At 65.1% G+C, this 16,008-nt stretch carries 13 protein-coding genes; 4 read left to right on the top strand and 9 right to left on the bottom strand.

The genetic code is table 11. The features are described 5' to 3' along the window. Window positions 1-3 precede the first annotated feature (3 nt). A complete protein-coding gene (locus tag ACFFJ6_RS23235; RefSeq protein WP_378392404.1) occupies window positions 4-1,614 on the top strand; it encodes a glycosyltransferase family 39 protein in 1,611 nt (536 codons plus the stop codon). A gap of 357 nt (window positions 1,615-1,971) precedes the next feature. Here the strand turns inward: ACFFJ6_RS23235 and clpA are convergent, their stop codons facing one another. After that, window positions 1,972-4,362: an ATP-dependent Clp protease ATP-binding subunit ClpA gene (gene clpA, locus ACFFJ6_RS23240; protein WP_378392406.1), complete on the bottom strand. Its 2,391-nt coding sequence runs from the start codon at window positions 4,360-4,362 to the stop codon at window positions 1,972-1,974. A 211-nt stretch (window positions 4,363-4,573) separates the two neighbouring features. Beyond that, window positions 4,574-4,897 (bottom strand): ATP-dependent Clp protease adapter ClpS, encoded by a 324-nt coding sequence (gene clpS / locus ACFFJ6_RS23245; RefSeq protein WP_378392408.1) that lies wholly within the window; start codon window positions 4,895-4,897, stop codon window positions 4,574-4,576. 516 nt (window positions 4,898-5,413) lie between these two features. Here clpS and ACFFJ6_RS23250 point away from each other — a divergent pair. Together ACFFJ6_RS23250 and ACFFJ6_RS23255 are read left to right on the top strand one after the other, a co-directional pair. Then, complete coding sequence (locus ACFFJ6_RS23250) at window positions 5,414-6,799, top strand: pilus assembly protein TadG-related protein (protein ID WP_378392410.1); 1,386 nt, start codon at window positions 5,414-5,416, stop codon at window positions 6,797-6,799. A 409-nt stretch (window positions 6,800-7,208) separates the two neighbouring features. After that, window positions 7,209-8,951: a serine hydrolase gene (locus ACFFJ6_RS23255; RefSeq protein WP_378392624.1), complete on the top strand. Its 1,743-nt coding sequence runs from the start codon at window positions 7,209-7,211 to the stop codon at window positions 8,949-8,951. Window positions 8,952-9,270: 319 nt separating this feature from the next. On the opposite strand, the gene ACFFJ6_RS23260 is transcribed toward ACFFJ6_RS23255, so the two are convergent. The 4 genes from ACFFJ6_RS23260 to ACFFJ6_RS23275 form a co-directional block, all read right to left on the bottom strand. Then, window positions 9,271-9,999 carry a DnaJ domain-containing protein gene (locus tag ACFFJ6_RS23260; RefSeq protein ID WP_378392412.1) on the bottom strand — a complete coding sequence of 243 codons (729 nt, stop codon included), beginning with the start codon at window positions 9,997-9,999 and terminating at the stop codon, window positions 9,271-9,273. A 61-nt stretch (window positions 10,000-10,060) separates the two neighbouring features. After that, entirely contained in the window at window positions 10,061-10,801 is a 741-nt protein-coding gene (locus tag ACFFJ6_RS23265) for a vWA domain-containing protein (protein ID WP_378392414.1), read from the bottom strand. Window positions 10,802-10,899: 98 nt separating this feature from the next. Continuing rightward, window positions 10,900-11,730: an alpha/beta fold hydrolase gene (locus ACFFJ6_RS23270; protein ID WP_378392416.1), complete on the bottom strand. Its 831-nt coding sequence runs from the start codon at window positions 11,728-11,730 to the stop codon at window positions 10,900-10,902. Window positions 11,731-12,014: 284 nt separating this feature from the next. After that, window positions 12,015-12,938 carry a division plane positioning ATPase MipZ gene (locus ACFFJ6_RS23275; protein WP_378392418.1) on the bottom strand — a complete coding sequence of 308 codons (924 nt, stop codon included), beginning with the start codon at window positions 12,936-12,938 and terminating at the stop codon, window positions 12,015-12,017. Between the two features lie 227 nt (window positions 12,939-13,165). On the opposite strand from ACFFJ6_RS23275, the gene panC reads away from it, so the two are divergent. Beyond that, the gene (panC, locus tag ACFFJ6_RS23280) at window positions 13,166-14,017 is read left to right on the top strand and encodes a pantoate--beta-alanine ligase (RefSeq protein WP_378392420.1); all 852 of its coding nucleotides are present in this window, start codon (window positions 13,166-13,168) and stop codon (window positions 14,015-14,017) included. 130 nt (window positions 14,018-14,147) lie between these two features. On the opposite strand, the gene ACFFJ6_RS23285 is transcribed toward panC, so the two are convergent. The 3 genes from ACFFJ6_RS23285 to ACFFJ6_RS23295 all read right to left on the bottom strand — a co-directional run bounded on the left by ACFFJ6_RS23285 (window position 14,148) and on the right by ACFFJ6_RS23295 (window position 15,943). After that, a complete protein-coding gene (locus tag ACFFJ6_RS23285; protein ID WP_378392422.1) occupies window positions 14,148-14,585 on the bottom strand; it encodes a DUF1489 family protein in 438 nt (145 codons plus the stop codon). A 35-nt stretch (window positions 14,586-14,620) separates the two neighbouring features. Further along, on the bottom strand, window positions 14,621-15,610 hold the full coding sequence (locus ACFFJ6_RS23290) for a hypothetical protein (RefSeq protein ID WP_378392424.1): 990 nt from the start codon (window positions 15,608-15,610) through the stop codon (window positions 14,621-14,623). 141 nt (window positions 15,611-15,751) lie between these two features. Then, window positions 15,752-15,943: a hypothetical protein gene (locus ACFFJ6_RS23295; RefSeq protein ID WP_378392426.1), complete on the bottom strand. Its 192-nt coding sequence runs from the start codon at window positions 15,941-15,943 to the stop codon at window positions 15,752-15,754. Window positions 15,944-16,008: the final 65 nt, after the last annotated feature.

Raw genomic sequence — 16,008 nt, forward strand, 5'->3', positions numbered from 1 at the left:
GCCATGCCCTCGGCTGCTGCCGAGCAGAGGCCCGCCGCCGCGCCGGGGCTGGTGCTGCGCGCCTGCGATACCGTGCTGGACATTCTCCGCAACGAACCCCGGCGCATGCTGCTGTGGATCCTCGGCATCTATGGCGGGCTGTGGTTCGTCGCGGCCTTCAGCTTTCCCAGCCTGCCGGCGGTCGGCTACGAGATGGCGCTGCGCGGCCGCGAGTGGCCCACCGGACCGTGGAGCAATCCGCCATTGGCGCCCTGGCTGACGCAGATCGCGGGGCTGCTGACCGGTGGCTGGACCGGATCGCAGATCGTGCTGTCGGTCGGCTCGGCGTTGCTGACGCTGTTGCTGCTGTGGCGGCTCGGCGCCGCCATGCTCGGCCGCAGCGGCGCGACGCTGGCCGTCGCGCTGACGATTCTGATCGGCTGCTTCGGCGCCGAAGTGCTCGGCTACGATCCAGCCATCGCGGCGCTGCCATTGAGCGTCGCGGCGGTCGCGCTGTATCGGCGGGCGGTGCTGGGGACGACCCGGGCGCCCTGGATCTGGCTTGGTCTTGTCTGCGGGCTCCTCGGCAATGCCGAGCACGCCGGCTTCGCGCTGATCCTGACGCTGGTCGCGCATCTGCTGCTGACGCGCCAGGGCCGCCGCCAGTTGCTATCCTCAGGTCCCGCGATCGCTGCCGGACTCGCCGTGATGTTACTGGCACCCCATCTGTCGTGGCTGGCGCAGCCAGATGACACCGCGGCGCCGGTAGGGATCTGGTCACGAATCGTCGCGGCTTTCGGGTTCCTGTCAGGTCAGGTCGGATTGCATCTCGGACTGATCGCTCTCGCTGTCCTCGCGGCTCTGCCCCGGCTGCCGCTGCAAGGCGAGCCGGCCGAGCTGAACATCGACGCGCCGAGCGGCTTCGACCGCTCGCTGATCCTCGCCGCCGCCTTCGGACCGTCGCTGCTGATCGCCCTTGCCCACGTGTTGGGTTGGTTCAGCATCGGCGCGACCACCGGCAGCGCACTCGCGGCGCTGTCCGGCCTCGCCCTTCTGATGCTGCTACCGCCGCACTTTGCGCTGCGCGCCCCACGCCTCGCCGTGGTGCTGTGGCTGCTGGTACTGGTCGGCGCGCCGTTCGTCGCGATCGGCTCGATCTACAGCCGCGCCTATGGCAATGGCCCATTGCCGGCAGAGCTATACCCGGCGCGCGCGCTGTCGAACGCGATGCAGGCGGTGTGGAAGAGTCGCACCACGAAGCCGCTGGACATCGTCACCGGCAGCGCCCGGCAGGCCGGCTTCGTCGCGCTCTACGCGTCACCGCGGCCGTCGGTCTTCGTCGATGCCGACGTTAAAAAGAGTCCGTGGATCAATCCGCAGCGCCTGAAGCAGTCCGGCACGCTGGCGGTGTGGTCGACCGACGAATTCCCCCGCACCGACGATCTGCCGCCGCCCTACCGCGCCGCGCTGGGCGACGTAAGCCCGGTGTACGGCACAATGGTTCTGCCGCTCGGCCGCGGCAAACTCAAAGCCTACGGCTGGGCGATGATCCCGCCCGAGGGCGTGACGTTGCAGGCGCCGGCGGCGCCCGCGGCATCTCCACAGCCCGCGCCACCACCAGCCGCCGGGAACTAACAACGCGACTGCTTTGAAAGACATCCTCTCCGTCGTTGCGAGGAGCGACGCTGACGAAGCAATCCGGCTCAGTGCCAAGAAATGGATTGCTTCGCTTCGCTCGCAATGACGGCCGAGATAAGATCGTCAAATGAAGTCTTAAGACCGCAGCAGCGCCCCTCTCCCCGTCCTGGCCGGGCTTGTCCCGGCCATCTACGTCTTGGATGCGGCGAGGCTGAAGGCGTGGATTGCCCGGGGCGAGCCCGGGCATGACGGCGATTACGACACTCACTAGATTCAGGTGAAGATTAGTCAGCCCAAACGAAAAGGCCGGCGATCGCTCGCCGGCCTTTTGAACGTCTCACTCGCTCGCCGCGATCAGGCTTCTTCGACCCGATCCTTGGCGCGGGGCTTGGCCTTGCGGGCGGTGCCGCGCTTCTTGGCGCCCGGCAGGTCTTCCGGCTTCGGCGTGACCGGGCCGTCGAGAAATTCGAAGGCAATCTTTTCCAGCTCGACGCCGGCGACCGCTTCGTCCTTGACCAGCACGACCTTGACGTGGCCGCCGCCCTTGAGCTGACCGAACAACACTTCGTCGGCCAGCGGCTTCTTGATGTGTTCCTGGATCACCCGCGACATCGGCCGCGCGCCCATCTGCTCGTCGTAGCCGTGCTGCACCAGCCAGGCCTTGGCCTCGTCGGTCAGCTCGATCGTGACGTCGCGATCGGCGAGCTGCGCCTCGAGCTGCAACACGAACTTCTCCACCACCATGCCGATGACATCGGCATTGAGGTGCGCGAACGACACGATCGCGTCGAGACGGTTGCGGAATTCCGGCGCGAACCACCGGTTGATCGCCTCGTGGTCGTCGCCTTCCCGCTTGTTGCGGGTGAAGCCGAACGCCTGCTTGGCGAGATCCGCCGCGCCCGCGTTCGTGGTCATGATCAGGATCACGTTGCGGAAGTTGACCTGCTTGCCGTTGTGATCCGTCAACCGGCCGTGATCCATGATCTGCAGCAGCACGTTGTACAGATCAGGATGTGCCTTCTCGATTTCATCGAGCAGCACCACGCAATGCGGATGCTGATCGACACCATCGGTCAGAAGACCGCCCTGGTCGAAGCCGACATAGCCGGGAGGCGCGCCGATCAAGCGCGACACGGTGTGCCGCTCCATGTACTCCGACATGTCGAAGCGAAGCAGTTCCACACCGAGCGTCGAGGCGAGTTGCTTGGCCACTTCGGTCTTGCCGACGCCGGTCGGACCCGAGAACAGGTAGCAGCCGATCGGCTTCTCCGGTTCGCGCAGGCCGGCCCGCGCCAGCTTGATCGAAGCCGACAGCGATTCGATCGCCTTGTCCTGACCGAACACCACGCGCTTCAGGGTCGTTTCGAGATGCTTCAACACCTCGGCGTCGTCCTTCGACACGCTCTTCGGCGGGATTCGCGCCATGGTCGCAACCGTGGCTTCGATCTCCTTGATGCCGATCGTCTTCTTGCGCTTGTTCTCGGCGAGCAGCATCTGCGCCGCGCCCGACTCGTCGATCACGTCGATCGCCTTGTCCGGCAGCTTGCGGTCGTGGATGTAGCGCGACGACAGTTCGACGGCCGACTCGATCGCCTCGTTGGTGTACTTGAGCTTGTGGTAGTCCTCGAAGTACGGCTTGAGGCCCTTGAGGATCGCGATGGCGTCCTCGACGGTCGGCTCGTTGACGTCGATCTTCTGGAAGCGCCGCACCAGCGCGCGGTCCTTCTCGAAGTGCTGACGGTATTCCTTATAGGTGGTCGATCCCATGCAGCGGATGCTGCCCGAAGCCAGTGCAGGCTTGAGCAAATTCGAGGCATCCATCGCACCGCCGGACGTCGCGCCGGCGCCGATCACCGTGTGGATCTCGTCGATGAACAGGATCGCGTTCGGATGCGCCTCGAGTTCCTTGAGCACCTGCTTGAGGCGTTCCTCGAAGTCGCCGCGATAGCGCGTGCCTGCCAGCAGCGTGCCCATGTCGAGCGAGAATACCGTGGCGGCGGCGAGAACCTCGGGAACCTCCGAGTCGACGATGCGCTTGGCGAGGCCTTCGGCGATCGCTGTCTTGCCGACGCCGGCTTCGCCGACGAACAGCGGGTTGTTCTTCTGGCGGCGGCACAGCACCTGGATCGCCCGGTTGATCTCGGAGTTGCGTCCGATCACCGGATCGATCTTGCCGTCCCGCGCCTTCTTGTTGAGGTTGACGCAATATGTCTCGAGCGCGTCGCCCTTCTTCTTGGCGTCGTCGCCGCTCTTGGTCTCGGTTTCCTCATCGACGCCGCGCACCGGCCGCGCTTCGGAAACGCCGGGCCGCTTGGCGATACCATGGCTGATGTAGTTGACCGCGTCATAGCGCGTCATGTCCTGCTCCTGCAGGAAGTACGCGGCATGGCTTTCGCGCTCGGCGAAGATCGCGATCAGCACGTTGGCGCCAGTCACTTCTTCACGGCCAGACGACTGCACGTGGATCACGGCGCGCTGGATCACGCGCTGGAAGCCAGCGGTCGGCTTGGCATCTTCGGAACCGTCGGTGACGAGGTTCTCGAATTCGGTTTCCAGGTAGTTGACGAGGCTGGCGCGCAGCTTGTCGAGATCGACGCTGCAAGCCCGCATCACCGCGGCGGCGTCGGAGTCGTCGACCAGCGAAAGCAAGAGATGCTCGAGCGTCGCGTATTGGTGATGTCGCTCGTTGGCGATGGCGAGCGCGCGGTGCAGGGATTGTTCAAGGCTTTGCGAAAATGTCGGCATCTCGTCCTCTGTGTCCCCCGCTCATCATGATCGCCGCTGCCACGTCGCGCAACAACAACCTTTCGACATATAGTGTCACAACCCGTCGACGAAAGACCCGTTCCTCTCCTCGTCGAGCCGCGCACCAGCAGGCCCGGGAAAACCCGCCGTCGTGAGCGATGCAAGAGCCGTTCCGAGTTCGGAGCCGTCCACGTTCGGCAGTCTCACACCCCTACTTCTTCTCCATCACGCATTGCAGAGGGTGCTGGTGCTTGCGGGCGAAGTCCATCACCTGCGTCACCTTGGTCTCTGCGATCTCGTAAGTGAAAATGCCGCACTCGCCGATGCCGTGATGGTGAACATGCAGCATCACCTTGGTCGCGGCTTCGACGTCCATCTGGAAGAATTTCTCCAGCACGTGCACGACGAATTCCATCGGCGTGTAGTCGTCGTTCAGGATCAGTACGCGGTAAAGGTTGGGACGCTTGGTCTTCGGCTTGACCTTGGTAATGACCGAAGTCGTCGGATTGCCCGACCGGGCACCGTCGCCGGCCATCGCCCTCACGGACGGTGAGCTCGAAGCGGTCCCCTGCGGCCCAGTCAGGCGCAGCGGCGGGCTCAGGCGCGTCGAAGGCCATGCGGACACGGCGGCGGATTCAGAAGATGGATCTGGTTGCAGCATGGCTCAGGTATTCGAATCCCCACGGAACTCTTCCCACCGGAACCGCAACGCGCACAAACTGTGATCGACGATTCAGCTCCGGCTCTCCGCCACCCCGGCGGTCCGGTCCGACGCAGGACCGGGTACCGCAAATATGGGTCGATCGACGTTTCGCCGCAAGCGGGGAGATTCCGGAGGTCGTCCAAACTGCTGCGCAGCGGCGGCGACGACCGGTTAAGGCTTGGTTGCGGATTGGCCGCGTTTTCCGGAGGAGCCAATATCCTGGAATTTACCCTGGGCCCTGCTCGCACGCATTTAGCAAGCAATTTAGCCAGTTTATTCGATTGGTTTTACCGGTCGTTCAGCCTCCAGCCCCGAACATCCCGCAAATTCCTCAGGCTCGGGTCCCCCATGTCGTCGCTCTTCAACGTCGTCCGATCGGGAAGCGTCGCAAAGCGCTTCGCGCGTTCGGCCGACGGCAACGTCGCCATCATCTTCGCCATCGCGCTGGTGCCGATTCTCGGCTTCGTCGGCGCGGCGATCGACTATTCGCGCGCCAACAAGGCCCGGACCGCGATGCAGTCCGCTCTGGATTCGGCCGCGCTGATGTTGGCCAAGGACATTTCTTCCGGCGCCATCACCTCGGGCCAGGTGACCGCGAAGGCGCAGTCCTACTTCTCCAGCCTCTATACCAACACCGAAGCGCGTAGCATCAACGTCACCGCCACCTATACGGCGAAGGACAATTCCGGATCCTCGACCGTGCTGCTCAAGGGCGACGGTTCCGTCAACACCGCCTTTATGAACTTGTTGGGATTCCCCACGCTGGGGATCGGCAGTACCTCGACCGCCACCTGGGGCGGCACGCGCCTGCGCGTCGCGATGGCGCTCGATGTCACCGGGTCGATGGACTACGACGGCAAGCTCCCGGCGATGAAGACCGCTGCCAAAAACCTCATCGATACGCTGCGCGCCAGCGCCCAGACGGTCGACGACGTCTATATTTCCATGGTGCCGTTCGCCAAGATGGTCAACGTCGGCTCAAGCAACAGAAGTGCCAGTTGGCTGAAATGGGATCTTTGGCCCGATACGGGCGGCGTCTGCAGTTACACTAAATATGTGACGAAGACAGACTGCCAGGCCGCAGGCCGGAGTTGGACATCCTACAACACAAGCAAGTGGAGCGGTTGCGTCACCGACCGCGACCAAGACTACGACACCACAAAGACTCTGCCAACCAGCGCCGCAACCCGGTTTCCCGCAGTTGGCTACTACCAAAACGGCAGCGACATCTGCCCGCCGCAGATTATGTCGATGACTTCCGTGTTCACTGCGTCCGACACGATCAAGAGCAAGATCGATGCGCTGTCGGCAAACGGCGGCACCAACCAGCCGATCGGACTGGCGTGGGCCTGGCTCTCGCTGCAGACCGGCGACCCGCTCAACACCCCGGCCAAGGATGCGAACTACAAGTATACGGACGCGATCATCCTGTTGTCGGACGGCCTGAACACACAGGACCGTTGGCCGTCCTATGGAAATGGCAACGTCCAGTACAATGGCCAGATCGACGCCCGGCAGAAGATCCTCTGCGATAACATCCGCGCGTCGGCCACCAACACGTCGCGGACCGTGATCTACACCATCCAGGTCAACACCACCGGCGATCCGGAATCGGCGATCCTCAAATACTGCGCCGATAGCGGCAACTTCTACTCGACCACAACCGCCTCGGGCATCAGCAGCGCGTTTGCCCAGATCGGGAGCTCCTTATCCAAGTTGCGGATCTCCAAATAATCCGCACTTCAACCCTCGATGTCGCTTCGACTGACCGCTCCGGCACAAGCCGGGGCGGTTTCATTTTGCTGCAAACGGAACCTTGCACTCACAAAATTCTGCTGCGATGCAGCATCGGCAATCTCGCGAGTTCCCGTTTTCTGTTCGATTCGACCCAAATCCAGGGGATCACCGCAACGGATGCTTAACCTTTTGGAAACGCAGCTCTCCTAACCTCTGCCTCTGATTGTTCGCGCCCTTGAGAAAAAGCCGCGTCAGCTCAGCCGCTTAATCTCGACCAATCGTCTCGGCAAACGGGTCGGGCTGCCGCGGCTGAACTTAAAGGCCGAACCGGACAGCACTGCCGCCGTGGTGGGCATAATTTCGCCTCACGGCCCGGTGATTGATGAAAGATCGGACGGGGACGTTCATGCACCGCAACATCCATGTCAGCTCGCGGGTCCTGCGAGCTTGCGTACTCGGCCTGGCCACGATTTCGGCTGCGGTCATCGCCACCACCGATACGGCCGATGCCCGCCGGAAACATCGTCATCACTCCCGGCATCACGTCGAACGCAGCGGCTACAACCCCGCCTTCGCGTCCATCATCGTGGACGGCAATACCGGCGCCACCCTCACCGCGACCAACCCGGACGCGCTGCGCCACCCGGCCTCTCTCACCAAGATCATGACATTGTACCTGCTGTTCGAGCGTCTCGAAGCAGGCAAGATGTCGCTCGACAGCGAAATGGAAGTGTCGGAGCACGCGTCGTCCCAGGCGCCGACCAAGCTGGGCCTCCGCCCCGGTCAGACCCTGCGCGTCGAGGATGCCATCAAGGGCCTCGTCACCCGTTCGGCCAACGACGCCGCCGTGGTGATCGCCGAAGCCGTCGGCGGCAGCGAAACCGATTTCGCCCGGATGATGACCCGCAAGGCCCGTGCGCTCGGCATGTCGCGGACGGTCTATCGCAACGCTTCCGGCCTGCCGAACGACGATCAGGTCACCACCGCGCGCGATCAGTCGATCCTCGGCCGCGCCATCCAGGACCGCTTCCCGCGCTATTATCGTTACTTCCAGACCAGCGTCTTCACCTATCGTGGCAACGCAATCCGCAACCACAATCGCCTGCTCGGCAGTGTCGAAGGCGTCGACGGCATCAAGACCGGCTACACCCGCGCCTCGGGTTTCAATCTGGTCACCTCGATGCATCGCGGCAACCGCTTCCTGGTCGGCGTGGTGCTGGGCGGCCGCAGCGGCAGCTCGCGTGACGCCACCATGCGCAACCTGCTCGCCGAGAATCTCGAAAAGGGCGCGACCCGCCGCACCGTCGCGGCGATCACCGAGCGTTCGACCTCGTCGGCGGATGTCGATGTTGCCGAGGCTGCGCCGGACACCAAGCCGACGGCAACCGTGCAGAACCAGGGCGCCATCCAGGTCGCCTCGGCCGTCCCCGAACCCGTCGAAACCGAATCCCGCGTCGCCGTGCCGGCGCCCCGCCCCACCGTCCCGGTCGCAGCCGCCCGCGCCGAGAAGCCCGAGCCGGGTCCGTTCAACAGCGGCTCGCTCGACAAGCCGCTGGCGCTGGTGCCGGGTTCCGGGTCGTCCGAACCGATGAAGCCGGTTCGCGTCAAGACCGTTCAGGTCAAGTCCGCGCCGATCAAACTCGCCTCGGCTGTCGCCGCGCCCCCGGTCACCAACTCGATCGACGCGACGCGACGTGAGGTCGCCGAGACCTCCGGCGCCGCGATCGCCAAGGCCGAGATGATCCCGCAGCCCGCCAATCACGGCACCGGCAACGGCATCCTCGGCGTGCTGCCGGCTTCGCGGATGACGTCGTCGAACGCCCAGGCTCTGGCTTCCGCCGAGCCGGCGGCGCCCGCCCCGAGCCCGGTGCAGCAGAACGGCGCGATCAAGCCGGCAACGCACAGCGGCTGGATTATTCAGGTCGGCGCGCTGCAGAGCGAGAGCGAAGCCAAGGCCCGCCTCGAAGCTGCCCGCGATCAGGCGCGCGGCATGCTGGGCAAGGCCGATCCGTTCACCGAGACCGTGGTGTCCAAGGGTGATCGCAAGCTCTATCGCGCGCGCTTCGCCGGCCTCGACCGCGATGAAGCCGAAGCGGTCTGCAAGAAGCTGAAGCGCTCGGACATCTCCTGCTTCACGATCAAGAACTAAAGCCCGCGACGGGACCAATAGCTCACGCCGTCATTGCGAGCGAAGCGAAGCAATCCAAAGCCCAGCATGCGGGGTGGATTGCTTCGTCGCTTCGCTCCTCGCAATGACGGCGATAGGCTTCGAATTCACCAAGAACGCGGTCGGGCTTCCCGACCGCGTTCTTGTTTGTGAGGTGGCAAGCGGCCCGCGCTGAAACCACTCGTCAATCATTGCACGATAAAAACGGAACCAACGGCCACGCCGAAAACGGCGGGCAATGGGTGTCGATCAGAGAACAGAAAGCCCTCGCAGTTTGTAGCGTAGAGTTGCGTTGCCGGAGTCAGCTGCGATGCGTGCGAAGCAAGGTATCCTTGGCCGCGTTTACACGGGCGGCCAAGTACGTCGACCCCCCTTGGTCGGGATGGAGTTTCTTCATCAGGGTGCGATGAGCACGCCCGATCTCGTCCGGCCCCGCGCCCGGCTTCAGGCCAAGGACCTGATAGGCTTCCTCGGTCGTCATTTTGCCGCCAAACGACTGGCTGCCCTGCCCCCCTGCCGCACCTCCCTGCGCGTGCTGACGCCAGGCGGGAAACCGGCGGTCCAGATAACTTTCAAGTAGCGCACAGCTCTCGGCATCGAAGCCGGACATCATCGCGGCGAGTTCGGGCAGATCGAACTCGTCGAGCGCGCGTCCGGCATACGGCCCCTTGATGATCCGGCCGCTCATCGCCCCGCTCTCGTGGTCCAGCACCATTTCGAGGCTCGCCGAGCGCACCTGCGACGACTGACCGCGCGAACGCTGGCCGCCTGCTCCGAACAGCCCGCCGAGATTGCCGAAACCGATCTTCCCCATCGGCGCCCAGCCGAGCAGGCCGGCACCGAACAGCCCGAGCGGGATCGCGACCGCGAGCTGGCCGCGAACGCCCATGAACAGCGCGGTCGCCAGCGTGACGATGCCACCCGAGACCTTGAGGGCACGGGCCAGCACCGCGGGGTTCGCGGAGCGAAACATCTGCAGCAGCGTGTAGAGGACGAAGACGGCGATGACGCCGGCGATCAGCGTAGGCATGACGGCAATATAGGCGGCCGGCGGACGAAATGCACCGCTGGGCAAGATCCTGATGCTGCGGCTATTTCATCTGCCCGAGTAACAACGCCGCGCCACCGCCGGCCTGCGCCAGCCGCTGCAGCGCGGCGCGTCCACCGGCGGCATAGGCCGCAACCGCGCGCAACAACTCGCCCAACTGCGCCGCCGCCCCCGGATCGAACCGGCACCACGCGCCGCCGGTCAGCCGCGCGACCTCGCGAAATGCCGATTCGGCCTCCGAATCGGTGCCTTCCTGGAAAATGAAGACCGGCACCTTGAGCATGCCGAGCTCGCCGGCCTTGGCGCACAGCTCGTCTACGGATTCCTCCATCGCGTCGCCCACGAACACGATCGCCCTCACCCCAGCCGCGATCGCCTCCTTGCGCGCGTCGGCCAGCACCCGGCCGATCTGCGTATGGCCGCCGCGGCAGTCGATCTTAGCCATCAGCCGAGCCAGTTCGTCGCTGGACGATATCCAGCCGCTGGCGCGGCATTCGTTCATGCCGCGATAATACACCAGGCGGATGTCGAGGCTGCCGATCGCCGCCGCCTCGCGAAACATGTCGGCCTGCAGCGCGCAGGCCATGTCCCAGGTCGGCTGGCGACTCATCGTGGCATCGAGCGCGAACACCAGTCGTCCGCGTCCGCCCGCCGCCCCCGGCGCCATCGCCCGGGCCTTGGCGACGAACGCGGCGATCTCGTCCGACGTGCTGCTGGGGCGCAGGGACGTGTCGGCGCTGGTCGCGGGCGCCTGTCCGACGGTCCTGGTGGGGTTCTGGGGCATCGAAGCTCGCGTGATGAAACGCGGCTTATGTGGAGACCGTCTGCAACGGGGTCAATGCCGATCGCCGAAGCCGCGCTGCCGCGGCCCAGCACGTTCCGTCAGCGGACCTGCGCCATCGCGCCCGGTGTCTGCCGCACCCGAACGGGCACGGGCCGCGCGGTGCTGTCGTTGTCGAGGAATTTGTCGAGGGCGCTGACGATCGACTCCTTGACGTCCTCAGGGCCGCGATCGCTCATTTCGGTGTGCTGGAAGCCTGTGTTCACCACAGTGATCCCCGCCTTGTCGCAGACCGCCTGATCGGGGACCACTCCGGGATCTGGCTTGAAAACCGGGTCCTTGGACCGGAACGACAGGATCCGGAATTTGCCGTCGATCATGAACGGCACCCGCAGATTGTCGAGCGTCACGACCTTGCGGATCTGGTCGGGGTGCAGCTTGGCATAGTACATGGAAATGTCGCCGCCATTGGAATGCCCGACCATCGTCAGGTGATCGTAGTCGGCGTTCGGCTGCAGCTTCTCGAGCTGCTTCACGGCGAATTCGATATTGGCGATGCCTCGCTCGTACACCGGCAGGCGGCCGACATAGGGCTCGCCGACCTTGGTAACCAGCGGCGCGTCACTGTCGAGATCATGCTGAATGCTCACCGCCATGTAGCCGCGGGCAGCGAAAAGATTGGCGAGGAACGAATACTCGGTGAACCGCACGGTATTGCCGTGATTGAGGATGGCGACCGGGAGCTCGGCCAGACCGGCCTCGGCCTGTAGCTCCTTGTCGCGGCGGACCGCGATGTCGACCGCAACCGGTCGGTTGCGGACGGTGTCGAAGAAGGTCAACGTCTGATGACGGATCGCCCACTTCGAAGCGGTGAAATACGCTGCGGCCGAGACGAGGCACAGCGCGAGCAGAACGACAATTCCGCGCGTCATGGTCCACCTTTTTCGGCGCGAAACCCCATGCCCGAGGCGTCGGAGGCCGATAAGGCAACTATAAATCACCGCGATATGACAGGAAGATCAAACATTAGGAGAATACCGCTCCGTCATTGTGCAACTGCACAATGCGGCGACAAAGCGGGAGGTTTTCCCCGTCAAATGGCCCCTGGCGAGAATCTGCTCATCCTGCACAACCGACGCGCAGCAGAGGCTTCTCAGCGCTCGCCGCAGATTACTACCAAAGCACGAGATAGCAGGTGGGGATAACCGCGATCGTGCTACGCACCGACGATGTCGTGTAGTTCAAGCGGCTTGTCGGACTGCGCGAACCACTCGGCACGATTCGCCGCACGGCGGCGGCCGCGTTCGTCGAGCGGCAGTCGCAATTGCCGCAGCAGTGCGCCAACCTCCTCGCGTGCGGTGACGTGGCCCATGCTCGGCCGCGTGCCCAGCGTAGCTTCGGTGAGATCGTCGAGTGCGGTCAGCCCGCGCGGAAAAAACTCACGATACACGCCACGCTCGGCGAAGCCGTCGAGCGGCCGAAAGCCGATACGCATCGCCAGATCCTTCAGGCTGGCGGCAATCAGCCGCGTATTGCGCGAGCTCGTGGTCGATAGCCTGTTGCGCACCACGATCCAGTCGGTATCGACGCCGTCGAGCTGCCGCCGCTTTCGCCGCGCATCCTGCACCATGGCCGCGTAGTGGCTAGGACCAGTCACGGCGAGCGTCGCCGGATCGAGATGGCCAAGCACGTCGAAGTCGAGGAAGCTGTCGTTGATCGGCGTGACCAGCGTGTCGGCCATCGAATGCGCCAGCCGCATCAGATAGCTGTCCGAGCCGGGCGTATCGATCACGATGAAGTCATAGGACTGCTCGACGGCGGCGACGGCTTCGGCGAACTGCACGAACTCCGCCTGCTCGTTGTCGGCGATCTGCATCGTCTCGCCGAGGCGGATGCAGAAATGATGCGGCAGCTCGAGATCGGCGCCGGTGTGACGCGCCCACTGACGGCGATTGTCGAGGGTACGGGTGAAGCTCTGCTGGCGGCAATCCAGATCGATGGTCGCGACGCGCTGGCCCGCCTTCAGCAGCGCGACTGCGATGTGCAGCGCCAGCGTCGACTTGCCCGACCCGCCCTTCTCGTTGCCGAGAACGACCACGCGCGCTGAGCCTGCCTCCGCCTGGGTCGCCTCAACCAGCATCGATCCCCCTCGTGCGATATCTTCAAAGCGGCCTGATCCGCGGTCAAGCAATTTGCGTGCACGCGCCGCCGGATCAATCCCGTTCGCGTTTAATCATGAATCCCGACCTCGTCGGAGTGCTATTCCGGAGGCTGGAAATCTCGTCCGGCTTGGCGCTGCAACGCATCGTTTGATAAGATCGAAATCCTGACGGCGCGCGCCGTCCTCCATCCCTGCTGCGAGTTGTCATGTCCCGTCCTCCCGTCGTCGCCCGCACTCTCCCTGCCCTTCGCCGCGCGCTCGGTGAGCTGCGGCGCCGCAACGCCAGCGTGGCGCTGGTCCCGACCATGGGAGCGCTGCACGACGGGCACATCTCGCTGGTCCGGCTCGCCAAGCGCCGTGCCGACAAGGTGGTGGTGTCGGTGTTCGTAAACCCGACGCAGTTCGCGCCGAACGAGGATTTCGGCTCCTATCCGCGGACCTGGAAGGCCGACGCCGCCAAGCTCGCCGCCGAGAATGTCGACCTGATCTGGAATCCCGACGTGAAGGCGATGTATCCGGAAGGCTTCGCCAGCCGCATCGGCGTTGACGGCCCCGCCGTCGCCGGGCTGGAGGATCGTTTCCGGCCGCACTTCTTCGGCGGCGTCGCCACCGTGGTCGGCAAGCTGTTCATGCAGGTCCGGCCGGACTTCGCGATCTTCGGCTCGAAGGATTATCAGCAGCTCCGCGTCGTCACGCGGATGGCCGCCGATCTCGACACCGGCGTCAAGGTGATCGGCGCACCCACGGTGCGCGAGCGCGACGGTCTCGCGATGTCGTCGCGCAACGTCTACCTCTCGCCAGAGCAGCGCCAAATCGCCCCGACGCTGTACCGCGCGATGAAGGAAGTGGCGAAGCTGTTGAAGGCCGGCAAGAGCGCGGATGCGGCCGTGGCCGTGGGCTCGAAGCTGATCACCGAAGCCGGCTTCGCGCTGGACTATCTCGAAGCCCGCCACGCCGAGACGCTGGCGCCGGTCCGCTCCTTGAAGGACGGCCCGATCCGCCTCCTCGTCGCCGCCAAGATCGGCACCACTCGGCTGATCGACAACATCGCGGTGTGAGCAGCGAGGCTCTCCGCATCCCGCCGTCATGGCCAGGCTCGTCCCGGCCATCCACGTCCTGCTAAGCGGTGAGGCCCAATCGTGGATGCCGGGGACGAGCTTGGGCGTGACGGTTCTGTTTGACGCGAAACTACAGCAGCCCCAACTCGCGCAATTCCCGCCGCATCGGCTCGGGCATCGCGGCGATGCTCTCGGCGGCCTTGCCGAGGTCGGGCGGCGCGTCGGTGGCGGTGAGGTAGCGCCAGCCCTGAAACGGACGCATCGGCCGCGGACTCACCGGATGCACCTTCGGCTCCATGATCAGCCGGCAGCGGCCGATGCCGTCGCCGTCGCGGAACGGCTCGATGCCGATCAGCCGCGTCCGGGCCGCGATCTCGCCGCGGATCACCCAATACAGCGAGCCGCCGTCGAGCAGTTCGGCGTCACGCTTGGGCACCATGCGGGTGATGTGGGTGTGGCGTGGCGGCAGGCCTTGCGCCTTCGCCAAACGGGCGCGCTCGGCAACGCGGCTGGTCAGTTCCTTCACCGACTCGCAGCCGACCGCCAGCTTGATCAGATGAAGCGCCATGTGTCCGAACGATCCTGATGCGAGGGAGTCTCGCGTCAGTTATCCGAATTCGGCTCCGCGGGCGCAAGCTGCACCGGCGCAGGCGCGGGCTTCGGTTTGGGAGGGGGGGCGCGTTTGGCCGGCGCGGGCGTCTGGCCGGTCGCCTGCGCAGATGGACGGCCTTGCGCCTGCGCGTTGGCGGCCGCCGGCGGCCGCTTGCTGTGGCCCGCCGGCGCAGCGGCGGCGGGTGCCGCGGCGGCAGGTTTCGGCGCGGGTTGGACCGGCTCGGTCATAATCGAAATCGGCGGGATCGAGGCCGAGGTTGCAAAGTCGATATTCACCGGCTTGCCGCTCGGCGCCTCGGGGGCGGCCGGCGCCGCAGCCGCGAGCGCCCCGCCCGCCGCGCCCTGCCACGACGCCGAGGCGCGGGTCACCGCCATCTCGTAGGCGTGCTCGTTCATGTTCGCAGCGATGCGGCTGTGATCGGTCAGCGACCGGTAGGCCGCGCAGTCGTCCGGCACGCAGCCCTCCTGGGCATTGAGCACGTAGGCGATCAGGCCATAACGGTCGCGCTCGATCGAGCGGCGGAGGCGATCGATTTCCGGCGTCATCCGGCTGTTGGCGGCGGCGACATCGCCGAGCGCCGTCAATTGCGCCAGCCGCGTCGATGCATAGGACACGGCCGCCGCGATGGTTTCGGGTGCGCCGAACAGCGCGCGTTCGCACGCCGCCTGCACGGCGTCGCCGGCCAGGTCGTCGACGCAGGCAAGCGCCGGCATTGCGCCGATCGAGCGGCTCGCATCGGTGCTGCGCAGCGAGGGCGCGGCGCCGTCGACGAACAGCCGCCACGACGCGAAGCCGGCGATGCCCAACGCGAACAGCGTGATGATTCCGAGCACACCGTTGGCCACCGACCGGTCGGCACGCAACAACGCGATGATCAGGATCAGCGCGAAGACCGCTGACGCGGCGATCGCGGACCAGATCGGCAGGTTCGGCGAATGTAGAATGTGGGCGGCCGCGGCCGCCCAGGAAGCCCAGTCCATGCGCCTTGTCCCCTCGCGCGTATCAGGCTCAAATCAGCACGGATTTGCGACCAAAATACGCGCAGGCTCCGCAACTCGGCCGACATCGGGTTCCGTTGCCTTCAGCGGGCGCCGAAGGACCGGCCGCGCGACGGCCGGCGGTCAGCAGACGGTGAGCTGGCTTTCTTTCGCCACGCGCTCGAAAGCTTCGGACGTGCTCTTGATGCGATACTGGCAGTCGGCGCCATCGGTGGGAAGCAGCCGGATGATCTCGTACATTCCGCCCGCGGCCGGACGGGCAACATTGCTGGCGGTAAAATAAACGTTCTCACCAACCACGAACTTGTGCTTCAACGCTCTACTCCATGCGCCACGAGAACGCCGGCTGCAGAAAAATCCCCAGAGCGACCGGCTGAAAC

Source organism: Rhodopseudomonas telluris (assembly GCF_042432815.1).
GTDB lineage: Bacteria > Pseudomonadota > Alphaproteobacteria > Rhizobiales > Xanthobacteraceae > Rhodopseudomonas > Rhodopseudomonas telluris.